Source organism: Arthrobacter gandavensis (assembly GCF_015355785.1).
Lineage (GTDB): Bacteria > Actinomycetota > Actinomycetes > Actinomycetales > Micrococcaceae > Arthrobacter_B > Arthrobacter_B gandavensis_A.
Genome location: NZ_JADKYW010000003.1, coordinates 242,049 through 266,734, shown reverse-complemented (window position 1 = coordinate 266,734; position 24,686 = coordinate 242,049). Strand labels below are relative to the sequence as shown.

Genomic DNA, 24,686 nt, shown 5'->3' with positions numbered 1-24,686 from the left:
AACGGCCAGCCAAGGAGTTTTCCCGTGCCTGTGGTTTCAACCCCAGAGACCCTCAAGCCCGCAGCCGGGCCGATCGACAACGCCGAGGTACTGCGGATCCGCAACGACTTCCCCATCCTCAACCAGCAGGTCAACGCCCGGCCGCTGGTGTACCTGGATTCAGGTGCCACCTCGCAGAACCCGCTGAGTGTCATCGAAGCCGAGCAGGAGTTCTACGAACAGCGCAACTCCGCGGTGCACCGCGGCGCGCACACCCTGGCCGTGGCTGCCACCGACGTCTTCGAGGACGCCCGCACCACGATCGCCGGCTTCGTGAACGCCGCCTCGGATGAGATCGTCTGGACCTCCAACGCCACCGAGGCGCTGAACCTGCTCACCTATTCCTTCTCCAACGCCTCAGCAGGTCGGGGCGGGGAAGCGGCCCGCCGCTTCGCGCTGGGGGAGGGGGACGAAATTGTGGTCACCGAAATGGAGCACCACGCCAACCTGATTCCGTGGCAGGAACTCGCGGCCCGCACCGGAGCAACCCTGCGCTGGATTCCGGTGGACGACGCCGGTGCGCTGCGCCTTGACCAGGCCGAGCAGATCATCGGCCCGCGCACCAAGGTGCTGTCCTTCACCCATGCTTCCAACGTGCTGGGCACCATCAACCCGGTGTCCGAACTGGTGGGGATGGCCCGCCGAAACGGGGCCTTGGTGGTGCTGGACGCCTGCCAGTCCGTGCCGCACCTGCCCGTGGACGTCAAGGCGCTGGACGTGGACTTCGCAGCGTTCTCCGGGCACAAGATGCTGGGCCCCACCGGCATCGGCGTGCTCTACGGCAAATCCGAATTACTCAACGCCATGCCCCCGTTCCTGACCGGCGGGTCCATGATCACCACGGTGACCATGGACAAGGCCGAGTTCCTGCCCGCCCCGCAGCGCTTCGAGGCCGGTACACAGAGGATCTCCCAGGCCATGGCCCTGGGCGCGGCAGCGAATTACCTGCAGGAAACCGGGATGGATCGGATCCACGCCTGGGAGATGGAACTGGGCCAGCGCCTGGTCTCAGGACTGGAAGCTATAGAGGGCATCCGTGTGGTGGGTCCACCGTCGGGCATCGAGCGCATTGGACTGGCAGCGTTCGACGTCGCCGGCGTCCACTCCCACGACGTAGGTCAGTTCCTGGACGACAAGGGAGTCGCGGTGCGGGTGGGCCACCACTGCGCGCAGCCGCTGCACCGCCGGCTGGGCCTGGTGTCCACCACCCGGGCCAGCACCTATCTGTACAACACCACTGACGACGTCGACGCGTTCCTGGACGCGGTAGCCGGCGTGCGTCCGTTCTTTGGAGTGAAGTAGCCATGAGCTCGGATTTGGAACAGCTGTACCAGCAGATCATCCTGGACCACGCCAAGACCCGGCACGGCGAAGGGCTGCAGGACGCGCCGGCCGGCGCGCCGGCGGGGGAGTCCCACCAGCTGAACCCCACCTGCGGAGACGAGATCACCCTGCGCGCGGTCCTTGGCGGGGAAACGCTGGAAGGAATCAGCTGGGAAGGGCAGGGCTGCTCCATCTCCATGGCTTCAGCCTCCGTCCTCACGGACCTGATGGCAGGGATGCCGCGGGATGAGGCGCTGAGCCTGGTGGAGAACTTCCGCGAGGTCATGCGTTCGCGGGGAACCGTACAAGCAGACGAGGAAGTGCTGGGTGACGCCGCTGCCTTCTCCGGAGTCTCGCGTTACCCCGCCCGCGTCAAGTGCGCCATGCTCGCGTGGGTCGCGCTGGAAGAGGCCGTGCTCGCAGCGCAGTAGTAGCAGTTGATGCGGGGGTCCCACCTTGTCACACCCTCAGGCCCCCGGCCTCAGCGGCAGCTCCACCCGGAACACGGTTCCTCGACCCACCTCGGACGCGACGGAGATCCGTCCGCCGTGTGCTTCGACGATGTCCCGGGTAATGCCAAGGCCAAGCCCGACGCCGGGAATTGCCGCTTTCTTCACCGCAGCCGAGCGGAAGAACCGGTTAAACGCTTCACCCTGCTCCGCCTCTGACATCCCCATGCCCTGGTCCTGCACCTCCAGGACAGCGACGCCGGATTCAGCTCGGACCCGGATAGTGACCATGCCGCCGTCGGGCGAGTATTTGATGGCGTTGGAAAGCAGGTTGTCCAGCACCTGCTGGACCCGCACCGGATCGAAGGAACCACGGACATCCCCGGGGATGTCCAGGGCCAGCTCGACGCCCGCCGCATCGGCGCGCGGCCGGGCAGACCAAGCGGCGGAGGCCGCCAGCTCGCGGAGGGACAGGTCCACCGGCTGCAGGTGAACTGAACCCGAGGCCGTGGTCAGCAGGTCAGCGACCAGGACCAGCAGCCGTTCAGCGTTGCGCATCGCTACAGATAAGGACGCCCTCAGCGAAGCGGAGTCGCTGCGTTCCTCCGCGTCCCCTATCGCCAGGTCCAGGTAACCGATAATGGAGGTCAGCGGCGTACGCAGCTCGTGGGAGACGCTGGCCACGAAATCCTCCTTGGCCCGCAGCGCCTGTAGCATGTCGGTGACGTCGCCGTACGCGATGACCGACCCGTTGAAATCACCGTGCTCATCGGTCAGCGGCCGAGCTGATACAGCCATCGCCCGCTGACCTGCCCCGCGGCCAATCGAGACGAGGACATCCGAATACGCCTCCCGGCGCATCGCCCGTGCAACCGGGCGCTCTTCCGCCGGCATCGGAGTGACGCCGTCCGGAAGGTACAGGTGCATGTCAGCCTCGGACCATTCCCCGGTGGGTGAGGGGAGTGCCAGCTCATGAGTGGTCAGCTGCCGGTTGTTCATCAGCATCATGTGGCCGTCCTTGGCGAGCACCACCACCCCAACGTCAATCGTGTCCAGCACGGCGTCCAGGAGCCGGGCGCGCCGGCGGCTGTCCTGCAGGCTGCGCTTGAGTTCCCGGTCCTTGGCTTCCAGCGCACGCTGCTGGCCGGAGGCATCCTGGGTCATGACGGTGGCCGACTTGTGAACCAGCAGCATGATGATGGGGACGAGCAGGGACCGGGCGAAATCCCCGAGATCCGGGCTTGCGCCGATCAGCGGACTCCAGACCACCAGTATGGTTCCGGCGAGGGTCAGGACTGACGCGGCCCGCGGTGCGAAGCCGGACCAGGCGAGCCAGAACACGGGGAACACGGTCAGCAGGAGCATGCCGGTGACGTCGGGCTGGACTCCCCGGAAAAGCAGCGCAATGGCTACGAAATCCAGGATGGGAATTACCCAATATGCCGCGTCGAAGAACTTCTCCCACGGAAGCCAGGCCGAAAGCAGGGTCAGCAGGACCATGAGCCCCAGCCCCCACAGGAAGACCGGGTCCTGGAAAGCGGAGGGTTTGTTCAGGAGAACGATGGGCACCGAAATGAGCGTGGCCAGGAAAAGCGGCAGCTGGCTGAGGGCAACGCGCGTGCGCAGGCTCAGTTCGTGAAAATCCCTGCGAATTCCAAGCACGGACAGGGCTTTGCCCCGAAAGCTGGACATTTGCCCGGTACCTCGCATTTTTCGCCGTGAATGGAATCCTTAGTTTATGCGCTGAGGCTGTAGGATGCCGAATAAGGGGAGCGGGTACAGCAGGTCTCGCAGGACAGGAAAAACCAAGAACCTATGGAAACTCAGCGCGTCGCCGTCATCATCGAAGACGACAAGGACATTCGCGATCTTCTGCATGCAGTACTCCAGCAGTCTGGTTTTGAAGTCCATGCCAGCCCCACCGGGCTGGAGGGAGTCGAGGCAGTACGCCGGCATAATCCGGCCGTTGTCACACTCGACCTCGGCCTGCCGGATATTGACGGATTCGAGGTCATTCGGCAGCTGCGCCTCTTTAGCGACGCCTACATCGTGATGCTGACCGCCCGCGCCGAAGAACTGGACACCCTGATGGGGCTCGAGGCCGGTGCGGACGACTACATCACCAAGCCGTTCCGCCCCCGCGAGCTGCGCGCCCGGATCTCCGCGATGATGCGCCGCCCCCGCACGGACGGGGCCCCCGCTGTGCGGGAAGCAGAAGCTGCACCCGCCCCGCGTCCGGCAGCCGCAGAGACTGCCGCCGTGCACGGCGAAGACGTTTTCAGCCATAACGGACTGGTGCTCGACGCCGGCACACGCACCACCGTGCTGTCCGGTAAGGACGTAGAACTGACCCGCACCGAATTCGACCTCCTGCACGCCCTCCTGGAGAGCGGACGCCGGGTGCGGAGCAAGACGGACCTCGTTCGACGGCTGCGCGGAGAGGACTATGACACCGGGTCCTACATCAGCGAGTCGGATGAACGGACTATCGAAGTCCACGTGGGCAACCTGCGGCGCAAGCTGGGCGACGATTCCCGCTCTCCCCGCTGGCTTGAGACGGTGCGCGGGGTTGGCTACCGGCTGGCGCCGGCCAACTAAGGGTTCACCTGACCTCACGTTTCGCCAGGCGCAGCCCAGGATCGCCCGAACCCCGGCCGCGGCACGGCTACATGCGGTCCAGCAGGTGCCGAAGCGACGCCAGGGTTGCTTCACCGCACTCCTGCATTGGTTTGAGCAGGGACTGCATCCCGTGGATGTCGGTTCGGCCAACCATGTCCTGGGCCAGTACCGCATAGCCGGCCAGGCGCTCCGCACCGGCCATGTGGCTGGAGATCTTGATGCTGAGCACCACGTCCATGGCGCCGGGATAGTCTCCGCCATCGAGCGACTTCACCAGCCGCTGGTACCGCCCTTCCCACATGTCTATGTAGTTGCCCACAAACTGGCGGCAGACCTCCGGGCCCATCTGCCGGCTGAGGTCACGCAGCGACGCTCTCGAGACCAGGACGTGGGAAACCGGGCTCTCAATCACGGCCGTCACGCCGGACAACGGGCAGAAGCAACGGCGCGGGCGCGGATTGCGCGTCCCGGAGGCACGGTGCTGTCGCGGGGAGACATGGGGGTCCTCCTGGAGGGCCGCCGTCCCCTTCCGGGGAGGGCAGATGGATCAATACCGCCCACGGTCCCATGCCAAGCTCAGGAACTGTCCCCGGCAAGGCTCAAGATCCAAGAAAGTTTGCTGAGGATTTCCGACGCTGCCAGAGGACGGGGCCTGTCCCCGCGGGGGAGCAGACGCCGTCCTCTGGAGCTGTAAACGCTTAGTCGGCGATGTAGAAGAGCCTCTTGTTCACGAACTCATCCATGCCCAGCGGGCCGAGTTCACGGCCGTAGCCTGAACGCTTGACGCCGCCGAAGGGAATGTCCGTTCCCTCTCCGACGCCGTTAACATTGGCCATGCCAACCTGCAGCTGCTGGGCAACCTTGCGGGCGCGCTCCTCATCGGTGGAGAAGACGGCGCCGCCCAGTCCGTAGTCGGAGTCGTTGGCGAGGCGGACGGCTTCTTCGTCACTGCCCACCTTGTAGACCACAGCCACCGGACCGAAGAGCTCTTCGCGGTAGGCGCGCATTTCCGGGGTGATGCCGGTCAGGACCGCCGGAGCCAGGTAGGCGGCGGGACCGTCCTGCAGGGTCCCGCCGGCGTGCAGGGTTGCGCCCTTGCCCACGGCATCCTGGATCTGCTCCGCGAGCCCCTCGGCGGCCGCACGGGAGGACAGCGGAGCGTAGGTTCCGTCAGCGGCCTCGGCGGGGTTGCCGGGCTTGAGGTCCTTGGCCAGGTTCGTCAGTTCGGCGACGAAGTCGTCGAAGATGTCCTCCGCCACGATCATGCGCTTGTTGGAGTTGCAGGCCTGCCCGGTGTTCTCGATCCGGGTAGCCCAGGCGTTGGCGGCGGATTCCTTGACGTCAGCGGTGTCCAGCACTACGTACGGGTCAGAGCCGCCGAGTTCCAGCACTACCTTCTTGAGGTTCTTACCGGCCAGCTCGCCGATGATGGCACCGGCACGCTCGGAACCGGTGAGCGAAACACCCTGGACCCGGGGATCCGCGATGATGTCCGCGATCTGGCCGTGGCTGGCGAAGACATTCTGGTAAACGCCGGAGGGAACACCGGCGTCGTCCATGATTTTCTGGATGGCCAGTGCGGACTTGGGGCAGGACTCCGCGTGCTTGAGGACAATGGTGTTGCCCAGCATGAGGTTGGGCGCCGCGAAACGGGCCACCTGGTAGTACGGGTAGTTCCACGGCATGATGCCGAGCAGCGGGCCAACCGGCAGTTTCTGGATCATGGCGCGGCCGCCGCCGATCGCCTTGATCTCCTGGTCCGCCGCGAGGGTGGGTCCCTCCGTGGCGAAGTAGTTGAAGATGTCAGTGCAGTACTCGGCCTCCCCGGCTGACTCCGGAAGCGGCTTGCCCATTTCTTCGGTGATGATCGCCGCGAGCTCATCCTTGCGTTCGGTGAACAGCTCACCGATGCGGGCAACAATCCTTCCTCGTTCCTCGATGGGAACCTCCCGCCAGGACTCGTAGGCCGCCTGCGACGCTGCAAGGGCATCCTGGATTTCAGCGTCGGTTGCCAGGGGGAATTCTTCCCCCGGTTCACCGGTGGCGGGGTTCACTACCCGGTAGGACCTGGCCGTTGTCTTGGAAGTGGTGCTCACGTCCGTACTCCTTACGCATTTATGTGGGTTATGTCATCATGCCGCGAAACTCCCTCCCGGGTAAACAAAATGCCTGATGGTGACGAGAGTCAGGGGCGCCTAATCCGGGTGTGTGCGCGTTTGCGGGCGGCCTGTCGGGCTCCGGGAGTGCCACGCGTAGACGGCGAGGGTGCCCAAGGCCGCTCCCAGCCCGTTGGCCACGACGTCGTGTGGCGTGGCGTACCGCTCAGGAAGCAGCAGCGCCTGGGTCGCTTCGATGCCCGCTGATACACAGAGGCCGACGACGGCGGCAAGCCAGCACCAGCGCGGGTTCAGCCAGGCGGCGAGCAGCAGGCCGGCCGGAAAGAACAGGAGGACGTTGGCGGCAGCCTCAACCAGCGTGTAGTCGACCCACGCCGGCGCTCCGAACGAGTGCAGCAGCCTAAGGACCTGGTCCAGGTAGCCGCTCAGGCCCCGGTCCACGGGCCGGGGCCAGAAGACGATGCAGGCCAGCAGAGCCGCATAGGCCGCCAGGCCAAGCGCCAAAAGCGTCCGGTGCCGGGGTTTGTGGCCCGTTGGACCTTCCTGCATCTTCATTGGGTCCTCGTTGTGTGGAGCGTCCCCTGCGGGCGAAATCGGTTGAAAGTGCGGGTGCCTGAACTGGGTTGCGCAGATTTTGCGGCCCCGTTGCGGGGCTCTTGAGCATTGTTGCAAGGTTTTCCAAACCCTGTGCCGGGACCGTCCGGTTTCTTGAGAATCGGATAGCAGATTAGCCATGTCGGCGGGAACAGTTTCCGCCCAGCACACAACTCTTTAGGGGATGCAGAATGAACAAGATGGCTAAAGGCGCACTGGCAACCGGCGTAGGCGTGGCACTGCTTCTCGGCGGCGGCGGAACGCTCGCAATCTGGAACGACACCGCCAATGCCAACACCGGCAACATTGTGGCCGGCAACATGGACATCAACGCCGGCACCGCGGTCTGGATGAAGGCCGACGGAAGCGTCATCGAAAACTTCGCCAGCTACCGCATCGTCCCCGGTGAGACCCTCCGCTTCGAACAGCCGGTCAGCATCTCCCTGACCGGCGACGAGCTCAAGGCGACCCTGAGCCCGGACTACAGCAAGCTGTCGGACGGTTTCAGGAACCAGCTCACCTATTCCTACAGCATCGTCCAGGACGGCAAGGTACTGAACCCCGGCACCGTCCTCACCGAGGACAACAACGGCACCGCAACCGTGACGGCCACCGTGACATTCAAGTCCACCGCCGGCAACGAGAGCATGAACTACACCCAGGATCTCTCCAGCATCAAGTACGTCCTGCAGCAGATCCGCTAGCAGCCCGCAGCAACAGGCTGTTCATTCTGGCCGTGCGCGGCGGCGCCGCCGCGCACGGTACCCCCCCCAAAAAAACAAACGAACCAAAACCACCGGAAAGCGGTCCAGCAATGAAAGCAGCACTGAAAGGAACAGGGCTTGTGCTCTGCGCCGTGCTGCTTGGGCTCATGACGGTTCAGGGCACCTACGCCCTGTGGAGTGCTGCTGCACCGGCAGCCGCCGGAAACCTCCAGGCCGCTTCCTTCAACGTCGAGATGGATGGCGGCACCGGCGTCGTCATGATGCGCCAGCCTGACGGCAGCCAGGGCACCGTTGGCCTGGCCACCGCTCCGCTCGGGCCGGTGAACGCCGGCGAGTCGGTGTACGCCGGCGTGAAGCTGACCAACCTCACCGACGCCGGGGGAACGTTCACACTGGCAGCGACCGCCGGTCAACCGGTGGTTGGGGGCAGCCTCGCGCCACTGCTGGCAGTTGACCAGCGCGCCGTCGGCGGGGCTGACCTTGCTGCCTGTTCCAACCCGGCTCTGTTCACTGGACCCGCAGCCCCGGCCCTCGAGCTGCCTAAGGGAACCTCGGGTGTCCTCTGCTTTCGCGTAACGCTCTCGGCAGCCGCAAATGCAGAGGGCCAGGCTTCCACAATTTCGATTCCGCTCACCGTCGAACAAAAAGGATAGGAACTTCCATGTCAAAAGGCCGCAGCAATTCCTCACCGGCGCTCCGGGCACTGAAGTTCACCGGCTCGGCCCTGAGCCTGGTAGCCATGTGCGCTGCTGCGCTGGCCGCCCTGGTCCTGATCGTCATTCCCCTGGTGACCGGATCGCAGACCTACACCGTGCTGACGAGCTCCATGGCACCGAACTACGCGCCCGGCACCTTCCTGGTCGTTGAACCAACTCCGGCGGATGAGCTCAAGACCGGAGACGTGATCACGTACCAAATCGAGTCCGGGGACCCGACTGTCATCACTCATCGCATCATTGGCATTGGCCTGGGCCAGAACGGTGAGCGGATTTTCACCACGAAGGGTGACAACAATGACCTGGCCGATGAGGGCGTCGTCCAGGAAGCCCAGATCCGCGGCAAGCTTTCCTACGCCGTGCCGTACGTAGGATTCGTAGCTAACGGGCTCGGCAGCAGCGACCGGGGTGAGATTGCCCAATGGGCAGCAGTTGGACTGCTCGGTTACGGAATCGTCCTGCTGGTCCGTGGCGCCCTTGAAACCAAGCGCAAGTCGCCGGAACCCGAAGTGGACGCGGTGGTCCTGGAACTTCCCGTCCGCGATGACGCCGGCCTCCACGCCCGCCCTGATGCCTTCAGCGATGACCCGGTCCTGCACGAGTGCGACCACTGCGACCACGCCGTTTCAGGCTTCCACTCGGCCCACAGTCCCAAGAGCGTTGCAGTCTGATGATTCCTTCCCGCCGGACCTCAGCGCCCCGCGGTGCCAGGGCCGGCCTGGCGCTCCTGGGAGCCGGGGTGTACGCCGCCATGTCGCTGGCTGCCGCCCCCGCTGCCCACGCGGACGCTGAATCCCTGCAGGTCAGCTTTGACGGGTCCTCCTTCACAGGGTCTGCCAGCCGGCCGGTCTTCCCTGAGGGACTGCGTTTGGTTCCCGGCAGCTCACAGTCCGGAGCCCTCTGGGTCCGCAACAATTCAGCTGAACCGGCTTACCTCTCCCTGGCAGTCGCCGGGCGCGGAATTGGTCCAGAGCTTGCCGGCTACCTTGAAGTCCGTTCCCGGTCTGGTGCAGGTGCTGAATCCGCTGCCCTGCCCGGCAGCGTCGCCTGCAGCGACCTCGGAACGCCCGTGCTCCTCGAAGCCGGAGCAGCACGACGGGTAGACCTCAGCGCAGGCCTGGTCCTGGAAGCCCCCAACTCCACCATGAACCAGCGGGGGTCCTTCGACATCCTCCTGCTGCTGGACGCGGCCGGCGGGCGTTCGGCCTGCCAGCCCGCTAACGCTCCGGACAACCAGGTTCCGGCCCCCGGCGGGCAGGACGGCGGGAGCAGCACGGGTCGGTCCGGTAACGCCGTGCAGACGGCGCCCGGCGCTGCCGCCGTCGTCACCATCCCCGGAACCGGGGAAGCGGCTGCGCCGCTGAATGCTGTCCCGGTGTTCGGAGAAGCTATCGCCGCACCCGCGGGTCTCCCCAAGGCCTCCGGCCCCCCTGGACTTCCGCCGCGGATCACACCGGCGTCGTTTCTCGAAAGCACCGTGGAGCCAATCATCCGCACCTGGCAGGGTACGTTGATGGTGTTGCTGGCCGCCGCCTTCTTCGCTGCCGCCGCTGCCCGGATACGCATAACCCGAAGGACGCCATGAAGAAGAACGAGCAGGTGGGCCAGCCACGGAAGAAGAGGGTTCTGCAGCGGTTCCGGGAGCTTCCGGGTGCCCGCATTGCCGCCGCTGCCTTCGCCGTGACGGTTGTGCTGGGCCTCGGCGCGCCGGCTGCCTGGGCACTGTGGAGCCAGCAGGGATCGGCGGCGATTACGGTGACCGCCGGCAAGCCTGTTCCTACGCCTACCCCGACGCCTACGCCTACCCCGACGCCAGCGCCTGCCCCCACGCCAGCGCCTACCCGGCCGGGTACGCCAACCCCGGCAGCGCCGGTTGCCCCCACTGCACTGACCTGTTCACGGGACCCGGGAGCGGGCAGCAACGGAGGACGGGAGACCACCATCTACTGGGCCGCTGCAGGTGCACCGAGCGGCACCGCTACGGTGGCGGAAATCCTTCTCCTGAGCAAGAACGGCAAACAGGTGAACGGGTCGGCCACTTACGCGGTGCCCGGAAGTTCCGGCTCAGTCCGGCTGGCAGCCCTGCCCGGAATCGAATCATTCCTGGCTGATGCCGCGGGCAGGAACACCAAGTTCGACGTCTCTGTCCGCAACGCCTGGCTCACCTCGCCCGTCGCCGGGCCCACCCAGCTCGGGGGGACACTTGCCGTCGCCGGAACCCCGTCAGCGGCACTCACCGCCGGCGGCTTCCAATACAAGGAAAACGGGGACTGGTTCAACTGTCCCAACGGGACACACTGAGAAGCGGCAGGCGCGGCCTAGCGTCCCTGCTGCCCGTCCTCCTGCTGGAAGACGTCAGGAATGCCGTCGTTGTCCGCGTCCACCCGCTCGGCTTCCTCCAGCACTGCGTAGCGGCGGTTGCGGATGGTGAGCAGGACCGACGCCAGGACAGCGGCCAGCACGGACGCCGTGAGGATCGCGATCTTGGCGTCCTCGTGATGTGTTGACCCCTGACCAAAGCTGAGGTCATTGACCAGCAGGGACACCGTAAAGCCGATGCCTGCCAGGATGCCGATGCCGGTGAGATCCACCCACTTCACCGCCTGGTCCAGCGTCGCCTTGGTGAAGAACGTCAGAACCCAGGTGGTCAGCAGGACACCGATCGGCTTGCCGAGCACCAGAGCGGCCACGATGCCGACGGCCACGGGATCGGTCAGCGCCCGGCCCAGTCCTTCAATACCGCCAATGGCGACACCGGCGGAGAAGAAGGCGAAGGCAGGCACGGCGAAGCCGGTGGAGATGGGACGGAAGCGGTGCTCGAAGATCTCGGCCAGGCCCGGCTTGTCCTCGTTGTGCGGAAGAGTTCCGCCGGACGGATCGCGGCGCAGCACCGGCACGGCAAAGCCGAGCAGCACTCCGGCCACCGTTGCATGTACTCCGGATGCATGCATCAGGATCCAAACGGCTACGGCCAGCGGCGCCAGGAACACCCAGAACGCCCACGGCCGGGTCCCGAAGAAACGCGGGGCGCGCTGGACCAGCAGCGTGAACGCCGCCAGCGGAATAAGCATGAGTCCCAGCATGAGCGGGCTCACGTCTTCGGAGTAGAACAGCGCGATGATGGTGATCGCAATGAGGTCATCGACCACGGCCAGGGTCAGCAGGAAGATACGCAGTGCCGTGGGCAGGTGGGAACTGATGACCGCCAGGACAGCCAGCGCAAAAGCGATGTCCGTCGCCGTCGGAATGGCCCAGCCGCGCATGCCGTCAGCCCCCGTGGCAACCTGGATGCCCGCGTAGATCAGCGCGGGAATGAGGACACCGCCAAAGGCGGCAGCCACCGGCACGATGGCCTTGCTGATCTGGCGCAGGTCACCGGCGACAAACTCCTTCTTGAGCTCCAGCCCAACGAGGAAGAAGAAAATTGCCAGCAGCCCGTCGGCTGCCCACGCCCCGACGCTCAGCTCAAGGTGCCAGGGTTCGTAGCCGAACGTGAAGTCGCGGACGGAGAAGTAGCTTTCCGATGCCGGTGAGTTGGCCCAGATGAGCGCCGCCACCGTGGCAATAAGCAGCAGGATGCCGCCAACGGTTTCCTTGCGGAGGATCTCACCGATGCGCAGGTGCTCGCTGTAGCTGGATCTGCCGAAAAAGACTTTCGTGGATCCGGAGGGCTGGGGATTTGGCTCGTTTGCGGCCATGAAAGAAGGCTCCTAAGAGGAAAGCGGATATGGGAGAGCTGCTGCCGACCAGACTTCCCGGCTCACCTTCCCCCACTCTACCGAGGCTGCGTCCCCGGGGGCGGGGGACGCAGCTGCGAAGCGGTTAGCCGACGAGGCCCCGCACGCCGACCACGGCGGTGGCCAGCGCAAAAATCATCGCGGTGCTGATCATCATGAGGTTGGTGGTCATGAACCGGGTGGGGGCGCCGTTGGCATCGCGCGCCTGCGGGTCTTTCAGGACACGCTTGAGGAAGATGGGCCAGACCATGATCGACCAGAGGCCGGCGATGAGCAGGACGAGGGCGAGGGGAGTGGGAAGCTCCAATGAAATACTCCTGGCTGGGCGAGGCGGGTTAGTTGTTTTCGATCCACTTGCCGGCTTGGGCCGCCTGGATGGTCAGGGCCTTGCCGATCATGGGTTCGGCGGCCTTGGCGATCTTGTCCCCAAGGAAGGGAATGGAGGAGCTCACGGAGCCTTCAACGTCTACGCGGGTGCCTTCGGCCAGTGCAACCAGCCGCTGCACGGCACTGACCTTCAGCGGCACTCCGCCCACGGAAAGATCCACGGAGGCGGTCCGGGATCCGTCTGCTTCCGGGGCATCCCACTCTTCCTTCTGCGTCACTGTCAGGGAGGAGCCCACGAGCTTCTTTGCCATGTCCGGGAGCCGGTCGGTCGGCAGCTGGCGCACGGCGGTGAGCGTGAAGGGGCCGGAAGTATCGCCGTCGACCGTCAGTGAAACCAGGGAACCGCCCACGTGCTCGCTGATGCTTCGGACGAATCCTTCGTCGGTGAAGGTTTTCGTCAGCGTGGCGGCGTCGTAGGGCAGGGTGGTGGAAGCAGACAGGGCCAAGGGAGTCCTCCGGGTAGGAAAGTGCGGCAGGCCCGGCTTTCGGCACCGGACCCGCCCAACATCCTAGTCGCTACCCCGGCGCTGTCCCCAACGAGCCGTGCTCGGCTGAGGACGTCACGGAACGCGGAGGCACCCCACTACGTCCATATCCGCATTGTGGACGGCGAAGGACTTGCCGGCAGCCTGGTCGGGCACGAGGAACGGCACAGTTGCGGTGGCCGAGGCCGAGCCGTCCGATTCGGTGGTGAAGTCCAGCACCACGCCGGCACTCGGATTGTCCCCGCTGCCCTCGTGGACGTACTCCGGGCCAAGATCGCCGGGGTTCTCCGGGCAAACCCCGTCATGGAGCATGACCGTGTACGCCTGGTTGGACGCGAAACCCTGCACCTGCAGATCAACGGTGGTGTCCATATCCGTCTCCCCGATGACCATTTCTGCCTCCGCCCCCTCCGGAATGAGGGTCTCCGTGTTGACGGCGGGGTAGGACGTGGCGATGGCGTTTTCACACCATGGCCCGAACGCGCCCTCGATCACGCCTCCGGAGAGCGGAGTTGGCGACGTGTCCGGGCACCGGTCAGCGGAAACGGTGCGGCCCGGTCCCGCTGCCTGGCAGGACGACGACGTAGCCTCCGGCCCGGATTCACAGTCGCTGCTCAGGCTTGAAGAAGCTGCCGAAGAAGTCGCGTTGTTGGCGGTGTCCTCCTGGTTCCCGGCGTTTGCGCAGGCCGTGAAGAGCAGCGAAAGGGCGGACAGGGCAACGAGCAGTAACAGGGTCCTGCGGCTGGATCTGAGTCCCGGTTTGCGTCCCATGGGGCAGGCCTCCGATGCGCTGGGTCAGGCGGATGCAGTGATGCCGGTGCCTTTCAGCGTGCCAGCCCGGCCGGTGAAAAGCCACAGCCGGCGCTCTCCAGCGGGCGGAAACCTAGCCGAATCGGCCGGTCTTGAGAAGAGTGCCGGCGGATTTTCGGCAGCAGTTGGGCCGCACCCTGTTAGGAGCCCGAAGCACTGCCATAGCATCGCGGCACGGCTTGTGCCTCGGGGGCGGTGCGCATCCGGCCGGTTCATTCACTCGCACTCTTAGGGGAACGATGAAACTCAGTAAATCCATGCGCGGTGCTGCCCTTGCAGCGGCCGTCGTCCTCACGCTTTCAGCCGGGGCGCCCGCTGCCTTGGCCGCAGAGATCAACTCCGGGGGCAAGGGAGGCCCGGGCGCCCACCAGGGGCCGGGCAAGAACCAGCCGGGCCACGGCGCGGGGAAGCCGGACAAGCCCGGCAAGCCGGGCAACGGACCCGGCAAACCTGGCAAGAGCGACTCCGAGAAGCTCCGGGACAAGGTGACCGTTGACGGGGTCTACTCGCATCTGCGGGCACTCCAGAAAGCAGCGGAGCGCAACGGCGGAAACCGTGCGGCCGGAACACCGGGATACGAAGCCACAGCGCAGTATGTGGAGGGACAGCTGCGAAAGGCCGGCTACGAGCCGTTCCGCCAGCCCTTCACCTATGAACAGTTCGTCCTGAACGGGGACTCCCTGCAGCAGGTCTCCCCGAACCCCAGCGAGTACGCGGCCGGGGAGGACTATCTCACCATGAGCTATTCCGGCCCCGGGGATGTCACCGGCGAAGTTACCGCCGTAGACGTGAACCTGGCCGGTGACCGAGCCAACAGCTCCGGCTGTGAGCCCGGGGACTTCTCAGGCTTTCCGGCCGGGAACATCGCCCTTCTGCAGCGCGGCACCTGCGCCTTCGGAGACAAAGTTGCCAATGCCGCCTTGGCCGGAGCCTCCGCTGCCATCATCTTCAACCAGGGCAACGACGTTCCCGGTGATGACCGCTTTGGGCTGGTCAACGGCACGCTCGGTGACAGCCTCTCCACGATTCCGGCCGTTGGCGTCACCTTCGAGGTCGGTGAGGAACTGGCCGGCACCAACGGCGGTACCGTCCGCCTGGTGGTTGACTCCACGGTCCAGGAGACGGAGACGTTCAACGTTATTGCCGATACGCCCAAGGGCGACCCGACCCGCCAGGTTGTGGTCGGCGCGCACCTTGACTCCGTGTCCGAAGGCCCGGGCATCAACGACAACGGCAGTGGCACCGCAGCGATCCTGGAGACGGCGATCCAGCTGGGCAAGACCGGGAAGTTCAAGCTGCAGAACCAGGTGCGCTTCGCGTTTTGGGCCGCCGAAGAAGACGGGCTCCTGGGCTCGGCACACTACGTCGAGCAGCTGGACGAGACCGGGCTGGCCAATACCCTGCTCAACCTGAACTTCGACATGCTTGGTTCACCGAACTTCGTCCGCTTCGTCTATGACGGCGACGGCGGGGCATTCGGGTCGACGGGCCCCACCGGGTCAGACGTCATTGAAGGAGTCTTCGAGGACTACTTCGCGTCCCAGGGACTGCCCACGGCCCCCACCGAGTTTGACGGGCGCTCCGACTACCAGGCCTTCATTAACAACGGCATCCCCGCCGGAGGCCTGTTCACCGGGGCGGAAGGCGTGAAGACCGCAGCGGAAGCAGCGCTCTTCGGCGGCACCGCCGGAGAGCCCTACGACCCCTGCTACCACGCAGCGTGCGATGACCTGGGCAACATCAGCAAGCAGGCGCTCGGCGAAATGTCCGACGCCGTGGCCCACACCACGCTGACCTTCGCCCAGTCGGACGCGGATATCCGCGGCGGTGCAGGCGTCTCGGCACGGGCGCTGCCTTCGGCTCCGGCAACCCAGGGACCGGCGTACAAGGGACACGAGGCGCTGCGCTAGGAAGCAGCACCCGCACCCACGAGGCAGGGCCGTCCGCAGGGAACTGCGGGCGGCCTTCCTTTTGCCCGGATCCAACGAGATAACAGAAAGTGCACGTATGAGCGCTGTAACGTGCAGTTTCTGCCATCTCGATGGGTTCGCCCTCAGCGGTATCGCCGGTACGGGACACTGGTCAGCGGGTAGGCTGGAATTACCTACCCGGGGTTGATTTCCAGCTTCGGGTTCTTGCGTTGCCTGCCCTGAAGGAGATACCCCCGCAATGAGCCTGAACGGACTGCGCGCCGCCCTCACCGAGGACAAGTCCTACTCCCGCCTGAGGGCACACGCCGCGCGGGTTCCGGCCAAGCGCAGCCAGGACCTGGAGATCGGCGCGCCGCAGGGGATGAGGGCCGCGCTGCTGGCGGAGATGGTGGACGGTCTCGCAGAGACGCACGACGCCGGCGCAGGCGACACTTCCGGCGCACCTCCCGTGGTCCTCGCCGTCACGGCCACCGGCCGGGAAGCCGAAGACCTCGCCGCAGCCCTGCGCTCCTATCTGCCGCTGGCCGGGATCGAGGAGTTTCCCTCCTGGGAAACCCTGCCGCACGAACGGCTTTCACCGCGCTCGGATACCGTGGGCCGCCGGCTTTCGGTCCTGCGGCGGCTGGCGCATCCGGGGAATGACCCGGTGCAGATCGTCGTGGCACCGGTCCGCGCCGTGGTGCAGCCCCTGGTCAAAGGCTTGGGCGACCTGCAGCCTGTCTCGCTGGCAGTGGGGGATGAGCGCCCGTTCGACGCCGTTGTCAAGGCGCTCGCCGACGCCGCCTATGCCCGCGTGGACATGGTGTCCCACCGCGGTGAATTCGCCGTGCGCGGCGGCATCCTTGACGTTTTCCCGCCCACCGATGACCACCCCATCCGCATCGACTTCTTCGGCGACGAAGTGGACTCAATGCGCTGGTTCGCCGTCGCCGACCAGCGCACCCTCACCGGCGAGCACGTCATCCACCCGAAGGAACTCTACGCTCCGCCGTGCCGCGAACTGCTGATCACCCCGGACGTCATGAGCCGGGCCGCGAAACTGCAGCCGCAGATGCCGGCCGCCGCAGACATGCTGGAAAAGATCGCCGGCGGCATCGCCGTTGAAGGCATGGAATCCCTGGCCCCGGTGCTGGTGGATGAAATGGTGCCGCTGATGAGCCAGCTCCCGGCCGGGTCCATCTCCGTGGTCATCGAACCGGAGAAGGTCCGCGCCCGCGCCCACGACCTCGAGTCCACCAACGAGGAATTCCTCGCCGCAGCCTGGGCCACCGCGTCCGACGGCGGTGCGGCGCCCGTTGACCTCTCCGCAGGACTCAGTGCGGACCTGGAAGCCGCCAGCTTCCGCTCCCTGACGGACACCCGCTCCGCAGCCGTGGCCAATGACGTCGCGTGGTGGGCCATCACGTCCTTCAACCCGGACGACGAGACCGTCCTGGATATCGACACCCTGACCATCAACGCCCGGGAACCCCGCGGCTACAAGGGCGACGTCGCGGAGATGATGGACTTCATCGGCTCCCGGATCAAGGACCAGTGGCGCCTCGTCGTCGTCACCGAGGGTCCCGGGCCGGCGTCCCGGCTGGCCGAGCTGTTCCACGACAATGACATTCCCGCCACGCGGATGGAGTCCCTGGACTCTGAACCGCAGCCGGGCATCATCGAGATCACCACGGCCAGCGCCGGGCGCGGGTTCGTTTTCGACAACCTGAAGATGGGCCTGCTGACCGAGGCGGACCTGCTGGGCCGGGCCAGCGCCTACTCCACCCGGGACATGCGCAAGATGCCCTCCCGCCGGCGCAACGCCGTCGACCCCCTGCAGCTGCAGGAAGGCGACTACGTGGTGCACGAACAGCACGGCGTGGGACGGTTCGTTGAACTGCTGCAGCGTGCCACCGGCGCCGGGGTGAACAAGACGGTCCGCGAATACCTCGTGCTGGAGTACGCGCCGTCCAAGCGCGGAGCGCCGGGGGACCGGCTGTTCGTGCCCACCGACCAGCTGGACCAGATCACCCGCTACGTGGGCGGGGAAACGCCGGTGCTGTCCAAGATGGGCGGCTCCGACTGGGCCAAGACCAAATCCCGGGCCCGCAAGGCCGTCAAGGAAATCGCCGGGGAACTGATCCGGCTGTACTCCGCGCGCATGGCGTCCAAGGGCCACGCCTTCGGGCAGGACACCCCGTGGCAGCGTGAGCTGGAGGAAGCGTTCCCGTATGTGGAGACGCCGGACCAGCTGACCACCATCAACGAGGTCAAGGCGGACATGGAGCGGGAGATTCCCATGGACCGGCTGGTCTCCGGGGACGTCGGCTACGGCAAGACCGAGATTGCCGTGCGCGCTGCATTCAAAGCCGTACAGGACGGCAAGCAGGTGGCTGTCCTGGTGCCGACGACACTGCTCGCCCAGCAGCACCTTGAAACCTTCTCCGAACGGTTCTCCGGTTTCCCGGTCCGCGTGGCTACGCTCTCCCGCTTCCAGACCGCCAAGCAGGCCAAGGAAGTCATCGAGGGGGTGCGGAACGGATCGGTTGACGTCATCATCGGCACGCACCGGCTGCTCTCGCAGGAGGTCCAGTTCAAGGACCTCGGCCTGGTCATCGTCGATGAGGAGCAGCGCTTCGGCGTCGAACACAAGGAAGCGCTGAAGAAACTGCGCACCAACGTGGACGTGCTGGCCATGAGTGCCACGCCGATTCCGCGAACCCTTGAAATGTCGCTGACCGGAATCCGGGAGACCTCCACGCTGGCCACCCCGCCGGAAGAGCGCCACCCGGTGCTGACCTACGTAGGCCCGTACACGGACAAGCAGGCATCGGCGGCGATCCGCCGCGAGCTGATGCGCGAGGGCCAGGTCTTCTTTGTGCACAACCGGGTTTCCTCGATCGACAAGACGGCCGCGCACCTGCAGGAGCTGGTCCCGGAGGCGCGCATCGCCGTCGCGCACGGCCAGATGAGCGAGGCGAAGCTTGAGCAGATCATCGTGGACTTCTGGGAGAAGCGGTTCGACGTGCTGGTGTGCACCACCATCATTGAAACCGGCCTGGACATCTCCAACGCCAACACCCTAATTGTGGACCGGGCGGACCACTTTGGTCTGTCCCAGCTGCACCAGCTGCGAGGACGCGTGGGCCGCGGCCGGGAACGTGCCTACGCGTACTTCCTCTACCCGTCGGAGAAACCGCTGGGCGAGACGGCGCTGGAGCGGCTGAAGGCCGTCGCCGCGCACAACGAACTCGGTGCCGGCATGCAGCTGGCCATGAAGGACCTTGAGATCCGCGGCGCCGGCAACCTGCTGGGCGGTGAACAGTCCGGGCACATCGCAGGCGTCGGCTTCGACCTGTACATCCGGCTGGTCGGCGAGGCAGTGGCGGACTTCCGCGGCGAGGCCGAGGAGAAGGCAGCCGAGATGAAGATCGAGCTGCCCGTCAACGCGCACCTCCCACACGACTACGTGCCGGGAGAGCGGCTGCGGCTGGAGGCCTACCGCAAACTGGCATCCGCGCTGACGAACGAGGCGATCGACGAAGTCCTCGCCGAACTGGTGGACCGCTACGGCGAACCGCCACAGGAAGTGAAGAACCTGATCGACGTCGCCCGGTTCCGGGTCGATGCCCGCGCCGCCGGCCTGACCGATGTGGCGCTGCAGGGCAACTTCATCAAGTTCTCACCCGGCGACCTGCCCGAATCCCGGACCATGCGCCTGCAGCGGATGTACCCCGGTTCGCAGGTGAAGCCGGCGCTGAACGCAATCCTGATTCCGAAGCCCAAGACCGCGAAGATCGGCGGCCGGGACCTGCAGGACGCCGAGATGCTGCAGTGGGCGCACCAGGTGCTGGACGCGATTTTCAAGGAGTAGGTGCGGCGTCCGGGGCTTCGCGCTTGTAGAGTCGGGGCTTGCCGGACGCGATCTTCTCCCCCCCAGGCCGGCCCGCGTTTACGACGCCATTGAGGGCAGTCGCAGCGACCTGGACACGTACCTGCGCCTGGCATCCGACGGCGGGGTAAAGGCGGTGCTCGATGTGAACGGGTGGAGTCCACCAGCACCCTGCGGTTCCGCACCCAGCCGCAGCTGGGGTCCACCCTCGCGGAGGCCGGGTTCACCGGGGTGGAAGTCCGGGAGCTGCCTTACGCCCCAGCGCGTGGGTGGTTGGTGTTGGCGCGGGGCTGACTGGCCGGGTGAATTGAGAAGGGCTGCTGGCTGGATGCCGTGGCGGAATACGGAGCGCGGGCGGGGACGTGGCGGAATAGGCCGAGCAGGCGTCCCGTGCAGTGCATTCCGTTTGGCCCAGTTGGTTCGTCGTGTGTCGCAACACCGTCCCTTCGCCCAAACGCCTGCTCATCCTGTGTTGCAATACGGCCGTTTGGCGCGGTTCCCGTTCGTCTTGTGATGCAATACGGGCCCTCTGCAGGCTGGAATACGGCGTTATTGCATCAGAGGATTCCGAGTGAGGCCCCGAAGGGACGTTATTGCGACACAGGATGGGCCATGGCTGTCTCGGGACCGGGCCGTACGCCTCAGCGCCGATCCGGCTCTGGCCCCGCAGCCAGCCCCGGCCAGCCGGAACGGAGCCAAAAAAGCGTGCCTCCTTCGGGAGGGGGAATCGGGCCGAAGGAGGCACGCGGCTTGGAGTACCGGCAGCCCAGCGGGCCACCGGCTAGGGAGACCCCATGGGGACGCCGGCAGGAGCTAGGAGTCGAACCCCATGCCCACGGCGTCCATGAGTTTCAGCCACGGACCGCGCTTGCCCTGCCGGCGGTCGGAACGGACCATGGCGGCGGTGGTGATCTTCACGCCCAGCCAGGCAACAGGCTCCGGCGGGAAGGGCAGCGGCAGCTTGCGGACCAACTCCAGCGAAGTCCGCCGCGTGGGTGAACCGGAGAGCAGATCCAGCAGCACATTGGCGGCAAACCGGCTCGCGCCCACGCCGAGCCCGGTGAACCCTGCGGCGTAGGCCACCCGTCCGCCGTAAGCCTTCATGAAGAAGGAGAAGAACCGGCTGCAGGTATCGATCGCGCCGCCCCATTTATGCGTGAAGGAAATGCCCTCAAGCTGGGGGAACGTGGCCAGGAAGTGCGCGGCCAGGCGTCGGAAGGACTCCTCGCTCTGGTCGTACTCCGGCTTCATGCTGCGTCCGTAGTGGTACGGCGCGTCATAGCCGCCAAAGAGTATCCGGTTGTCCTCGGTGAGCCGGTAGTAGTGGAACCGGTTTGCGACGTCGTCGAGACCCTGGCGCCGCGACCAGCCGATCGATTCGAGCTGCGCCCCGGTGAGCGGCTCGGTCATCAGCGCGTAGTCGTACACCGGCATGGTGTGCAGCCGCGCCCGGCGCAGCAGCGAGGGGAAGGCGTTCGTGGCAAGCGCCACCTTCGCCGCGGAGACGGTCCCGCCGTCGGTCTTCAGCTCGACGCCTCGGCCCGCCTTGGCCAGCGACCGCACGGGGGAGTGTTCGAAGATCTGCACGCCCAGCTCCAGGCAGGCACGCCTCAGGCCCCACGCCAGCCGCGCCGGATCCACCAGGGCGCTGCCCTTCTTGTTCCACGCGCCGGCCAGGTACAGCGGGGACTTCACCTCGGCCTGGACCTTGTCCCGGTCGAAGAACTCGATGCCGTCATGGCCGGCTTCCTCGCGCAGCCATTCCACCTGGTGCGGTTCGGTGGCCAGCGCCAGGGTGCCGGTCCACTCGAAGCCGCAGTCGATCCCGTAGCGTTCGATGGTTCGGGCGAATTCGGCCAGGTTTTCGTCGCCCATTTCCTGGAGCAGGTCCACCTCCTTGGGCAGGTGCTTGACTCCGTTGCTGTAGCCGTGGGTCAGGCTGGCGGAGACGAAACCGCCGTTGCGGCCCGACGCCGCCCAGCCCACTTCCTGCCCCTCCAGCAGCACCACCCCGGCGGAAGGGCTACGCTCCTTGGCCAGCAGCGCCGTCCACAGCCCGGTGTATCCGCCGCCCACTACGGCGAGGTCGGCCGTGAGAGTGGCATCAAGCGGCGGCAGGGGAGCCGGGCGTTCAGTGCGGTCCAGCCAGTACGGGGCGGGCACAGCGGTGGAAAGGGCGGCGGTGACGGTGGCGGCCGGGATGCGCTGCTCGGCCAGGTCGTAGACGGTGGGGGTGGTGCTTGGCACGGTATCTGCTTTCGATCGGGTGTGGTTCGCAGGGGGATGCTGGGGGGCGGACTAGGTGTACTGAGACACCACGTTAGTTACACGTGAATAGGGTGAAGACCTCTTAGGTTTGGTGGTTACCACACACAGCCGAACCCAAGAGGTCTTCATGTCCCACGGTAATGCCCGTCTGGCTCCGGCCGGAAGAATGATCCTGGTCCAGCGCGTCGCTTCCGGGCGGCCGGTAGCCCATGTCGCGAAGGAAATGGGTATCTCCCGGCCCACCGCTTACCGGTGGGTCAACCGGTACCGGGAAGAAGGCCCGCCCGGTTTGGAAGACCGTTCTTCGAAGCCCAAAACGTGCCCGCACGCGACCAGCCCGGAGAAAACCGCCGAGGTCCTAACAACCCGTACCGAGCACCGCACCGGGCCGGCCGATATCGCATCCCGCACCGGGGTAGGCGTCCGCACGGTGTCCCGGATCCTTCTTCGTTCCGGTGTCCCCAAGCTCTGGGAGCTGGATCCGCTGACCGGTATCCGCATCCGTGCCGCCCGGGCAACGGAGCGCCGGTATGAACGCGACGCTCCCGGGGACATGGTCCATATCGATGTGAAGAAACTCGGCCGGATCCCGGACGGGGGCGGCTGGCGGGCAGACCCGAATCAGTCCGCTCGCAACCACAGCACCGGCCACACGAGAGTCGGTTTCGACTACGTCCACGTCGCCGTGGACGATCACTCAAGGCTCGCGTTCGTGGAAGTCCACCCCGATGAGAAGGGTCCGACCTGCGCCGGGTTCCTGCAGCGGGCTGCCGCGTTCATGGCCGCGCACGGAGCGCCGGTGAAACGAGTCATGACGGATAACGCGTTCGCTTACCGGCTCTCCAATGACTTCCAGGCGGTGCTGTCCACGTTGGGTGCCAAGCACATCCTGATCAAGCCCCGCCATCCTTGGCAGAACGGCAAAGCCGAACGCTTCAACCGGACCCTGCAGGAAGGCTGGGCCTACCGGCAGGTCTTCGACTCCAACCAAGCCCGCACCGATGCCCTGCAACCGTGGCTAGACTTCTACAACCACCAACGCCCACACGGCAGCCTCGGAGGCAAAGCACCCATCACCAGGTGTAACTAACGTGCTGTCTCAGTACAACTAGGCCGGGCGGTAGCCCGTGGTTTCCGGCGGGACCGCGTGGCGGATCATCAGGTGGCGGGTCACGGAGTAGTCCAACAGCGGCTCGATGCTCATGTCCTTGCCGAAGCCGGAGCCCTTCACGCCGCCGTGCGGTGCCTCCGAGGCCAGCGGCAGGTGGTCGTTGATCCAGGTGACGCCCACCTCAAGCTGGTGGCTGACACGGATCGCACGCCCGACGTCGGCGGTCCAGACCGAGGACGCCAGGCCGTAGGCGCTGTCGTTGGCGAGAACGACGGCGTCCTCCTCGGTGTCGAAGGGCAGGGCCACCAGCACGGGGCCGAAGATTTCGCCCTGCACCAGTTCCGAGGACTGCCCGGCACCGACCACCAGGGTGGGCGGGAAATAGAAGCCGGGTCCGTCCAGCGGCGAGCCGCCCTCCAGTGCCTGGGCGCCGGCGTCGACCGCCCGCTGCACAAACCCTGCCACCTTCTCCCGGTGGGCGGCGGAGATCAGCGGTCCGATGTGTGTGGCTGGATCGTGCGGATCGCCGATGTTGATGCCCTTCAGCTCAGCGCGCAGGGCGGCGATGGCGTCGTCGAAGATGCTCCGGTGGATGTACACGCGGGTGGCTGCAGTGCAGTCCTGGCCGGTGTTGTAGGTGGCTCCAAGGGCGACGGCGCGGGCCATCTGCGCCACGTCGGCGTCGGCGAAAACCAGCGCCGGGGCCTTGCCGCCCAGCTCCAGGTGCACGCGCTTGACGTCCTTGACCGCGCCCTGCATGACGGCGCGGCCCGTGGCGGTGGATCCGGTCACCGAGACCATGTCCACGCCGCGGTGCCCGGCCAGCGCGGAGCCGATGTCCCCTCCGCCGGTGACGACGTTAAGCACGCCTGCGGGCAGGCCAGCGGAGGCAGCCAGCTCGGCCAGGCGCAGTGTGGAGCCGGGAGTGAGCGGGGCGGGCTTGAGGATCACGGTGTTGCCGGCGGCCAGCGCGGGGCCGGCCTTCCACAGTGCCATGATCAGCGGGAAGTTCCATGGCGTGATTCCCGCGACCACACCCACCGGGCGGCGGACCATCATGGAGGTGTACCCGTCGGAGAACACGCCGGCTCCGGTGCCGTCCACGGACCGGGCGGCGCCGGCGAAAAAGCGCAGGTTGTCAGCGCCGAACGGGATTTCACCGTCCAGCACTGTGGTCCAGGGCTTGCCGCCCTCGGTGACTTCCAGTTCCGTGAGCGCTTCACCGTCCGCTTCCAGCGCGTCGGCCAGTTTGAGCAGCACGCGGGCACGCTGGCCCGGGGTTTGCGCGGCCCAGCCCGCTGCGGCCCCGCGGGCGGCAGCGACGGCGGAGTCGACGTCGCCCACCGCGGAGGCGGTGAGCGTGCCCGAGACCTCGCCGGTGGCGGGATTGATGAGCTCCTGTACTTCGCCGTGTGAAGCGCAGTAGCCGTTGGAGATGAAAGTTCCGGATGCCATGGGTGTTTCCTTGCAGTGGTGGTGACGTGGAGATGCTGTGCAGGTGGAG

Annotated in this window: 21 protein-coding genes; 11 read left to right on the top strand and 10 right to left on the bottom strand. The window is 66.1% G+C overall.

What is annotated here, in order from left to right:
- The first annotated feature begins 24 nt into the window (after positions 1-24).
- Both ITX31_RS02630 and sufU read left to right on the top strand, forming a co-directional pair.
- The gene (locus ITX31_RS02630; RefSeq protein WP_194781927.1) at positions 25-1,341 is read left to right on the top strand and encodes a cysteine desulfurase; all 1,317 of its coding nucleotides are present in this window, start codon (positions 25-27) and stop codon (positions 1,339-1,341) included.
- Between the two features lie 2 nt (positions 1,342-1,343).
- Positions 1,344-1,793: a Fe-S cluster assembly sulfur transfer protein SufU gene (sufU, locus tag ITX31_RS02625; RefSeq protein ID WP_194781926.1), complete on the top strand. Its 450-nt coding sequence runs from the start codon at positions 1,344-1,346 to the stop codon at positions 1,791-1,793.
- Between the two features lie 36 nt (positions 1,794-1,829).
- Here sufU and ITX31_RS02620 read toward each other — a convergent pair whose 3' ends face one another.
- Positions 1,830-3,503 (bottom strand): PAS domain-containing sensor histidine kinase, encoded by a 1,674-nt coding sequence (locus tag ITX31_RS02620; protein ID WP_194781925.1) that lies wholly within the window; start codon positions 3,501-3,503, stop codon positions 1,830-1,832.
- A 123-nt stretch (positions 3,504-3,626) separates the two neighbouring features.
- On the opposite strand from ITX31_RS02620, the gene ITX31_RS02615 reads away from it, so the two are divergent.
- Positions 3,627-4,409, top strand: coding sequence for a response regulator transcription factor (locus tag ITX31_RS02615; protein ID WP_194781924.1), 783 nt, complete (start codon positions 3,627-3,629; stop codon positions 4,407-4,409).
- A gap of 67 nt (positions 4,410-4,476) precedes the next feature.
- Here ITX31_RS02615 and ITX31_RS02610 read toward each other — a convergent pair whose 3' ends face one another.
- From ITX31_RS02610 to ITX31_RS02600, 3 genes are all read right to left on the bottom strand, one after another.
- A complete protein-coding gene (locus tag ITX31_RS02610) occupies positions 4,477-4,842 on the bottom strand; it encodes a hypothetical protein (RefSeq protein WP_194781923.1) in 366 nt (121 codons plus the stop codon).
- A gap of 286 nt (positions 4,843-5,128) precedes the next feature.
- The gene (locus tag ITX31_RS02605; protein ID WP_194781922.1) at positions 5,129-6,526 is read right to left on the bottom strand and encodes an NAD-dependent succinate-semialdehyde dehydrogenase; all 1,398 of its coding nucleotides are present in this window, start codon (positions 6,524-6,526) and stop codon (positions 5,129-5,131) included.
- A 99-nt stretch (positions 6,527-6,625) separates the two neighbouring features.
- A complete protein-coding gene (locus ITX31_RS02600) occupies positions 6,626-7,102 on the bottom strand; it encodes a VanZ family protein (RefSeq protein ID WP_194781921.1) in 477 nt (158 codons plus the stop codon).
- A 239-nt stretch (positions 7,103-7,341) separates the two neighbouring features.
- On the opposite strand from ITX31_RS02600, the gene ITX31_RS02595 reads away from it, so the two are divergent.
- The 5 genes from ITX31_RS02595 (at position 7,342) to ITX31_RS02575 (ending at position 10,883) form a co-directional block, all read left to right on the top strand.
- Positions 7,342-7,845 carry an alternate-type signal peptide domain-containing protein gene (locus tag ITX31_RS02595; RefSeq protein WP_194781920.1) on the top strand — a complete coding sequence of 168 codons (504 nt, stop codon included), beginning with the start codon at positions 7,342-7,344 and terminating at the stop codon, positions 7,843-7,845.
- Between the two features lie 110 nt (positions 7,846-7,955).
- Positions 7,956-8,519: a hypothetical protein gene (locus ITX31_RS02590; RefSeq protein ID WP_194781919.1), complete on the top strand. Its 564-nt coding sequence runs from the start codon at positions 7,956-7,958 to the stop codon at positions 8,517-8,519.
- Between the two features lie 8 nt (positions 8,520-8,527).
- Positions 8,528-9,253 (top strand): signal peptidase I, encoded by a 726-nt coding sequence (locus tag ITX31_RS02585; protein WP_194781918.1) that lies wholly within the window; start codon positions 8,528-8,530, stop codon positions 9,251-9,253.
- A complete protein-coding gene (locus tag ITX31_RS02580) occupies positions 9,253-10,167 on the top strand; it encodes a hypothetical protein (protein ID WP_194781917.1) in 915 nt (304 codons plus the stop codon). The genes ITX31_RS02585 and ITX31_RS02580 overlap by 1 nt, the downstream gene beginning before the upstream one ends.
- Positions 10,164-10,883, top strand: coding sequence for a hypothetical protein (locus ITX31_RS02575; protein ID WP_194781916.1), 720 nt, complete (start codon positions 10,164-10,166; stop codon positions 10,881-10,883). Before ITX31_RS02580 ends, ITX31_RS02575 begins: the two co-directional genes overlap by 4 nt.
- A 17-nt stretch (positions 10,884-10,900) precedes the next feature.
- Here the strand turns inward: ITX31_RS02575 and nhaA are convergent, their stop codons facing one another.
- The 4 genes from nhaA to ITX31_RS02555 form a co-directional block, all read right to left on the bottom strand.
- Positions 10,901-12,280, bottom strand: a complete 1,380-nt coding sequence (gene nhaA, locus ITX31_RS02570) for a Na+/H+ antiporter NhaA (protein WP_194781915.1) — start codon at positions 12,278-12,280, stop codon at positions 10,901-10,903.
- A 124-nt stretch (positions 12,281-12,404) separates the two neighbouring features.
- A complete protein-coding gene (locus ITX31_RS02565; protein WP_194781914.1) occupies positions 12,405-12,626 on the bottom strand; it encodes an SCO4848 family membrane protein in 222 nt (73 codons plus the stop codon).
- A 28-nt stretch (positions 12,627-12,654) separates the two neighbouring features.
- Positions 12,655-13,152, bottom strand: coding sequence for a DUF2505 domain-containing protein (locus tag ITX31_RS02560; RefSeq protein ID WP_194781913.1), 498 nt, complete (start codon positions 13,150-13,152; stop codon positions 12,655-12,657).
- A gap of 114 nt (positions 13,153-13,266) precedes the next feature.
- Positions 13,267-13,962: a hypothetical protein gene (locus ITX31_RS02555; RefSeq protein WP_194781912.1), complete on the bottom strand. Its 696-nt coding sequence runs from the start codon at positions 13,960-13,962 to the stop codon at positions 13,267-13,269.
- Between the two features lie 278 nt (positions 13,963-14,240).
- Here ITX31_RS02555 and ITX31_RS02550 point away from each other — a divergent pair, with 278 nt between their 5' ends.
- Positions 14,241-15,911 carry a M28 family metallopeptidase gene (locus tag ITX31_RS02550; protein ID WP_228528913.1) on the top strand — a complete coding sequence of 557 codons (1,671 nt, stop codon included), beginning with the start codon at positions 14,241-14,243 and terminating at the stop codon, positions 15,909-15,911.
- A 259-nt stretch (positions 15,912-16,170) separates the two neighbouring features.
- Entirely contained in the window at positions 16,171-19,785 is a 3,615-nt protein-coding gene (gene mfd, locus ITX31_RS02545) for a transcription-repair coupling factor (RefSeq protein WP_194781911.1), read from the top strand.
- An 831-nt stretch (positions 19,786-20,616) separates the two neighbouring features.
- Here mfd and ITX31_RS02540 read toward each other — a convergent pair.
- Positions 20,617-22,050, bottom strand: a complete 1,434-nt coding sequence (locus ITX31_RS02540; protein ID WP_323745556.1) for an FAD-dependent oxidoreductase — start codon at positions 22,048-22,050, stop codon at positions 20,617-20,619.
- A 148-nt stretch (positions 22,051-22,198) separates the two neighbouring features.
- Here ITX31_RS02540 and ITX31_RS02535 point away from each other — a divergent pair, with 148 nt between their 5' ends.
- A complete protein-coding gene (locus ITX31_RS02535; protein ID WP_194781813.1) occupies positions 22,199-23,161 on the top strand; it encodes an IS481 family transposase in 963 nt (320 codons plus the stop codon).
- Positions 23,162-23,179: 18 nt separating this feature from the next.
- Here ITX31_RS02535 and ITX31_RS02530 read toward each other — a convergent pair whose 3' ends face one another.
- Positions 23,180-24,637 carry an aminobutyraldehyde dehydrogenase gene (locus ITX31_RS02530; RefSeq protein ID WP_194781910.1) on the bottom strand — a complete coding sequence of 486 codons (1,458 nt, stop codon included), beginning with the start codon at positions 24,635-24,637 and terminating at the stop codon, positions 23,180-23,182.
- Between the last annotated feature and the right edge of the window lie 49 nt (positions 24,638-24,686).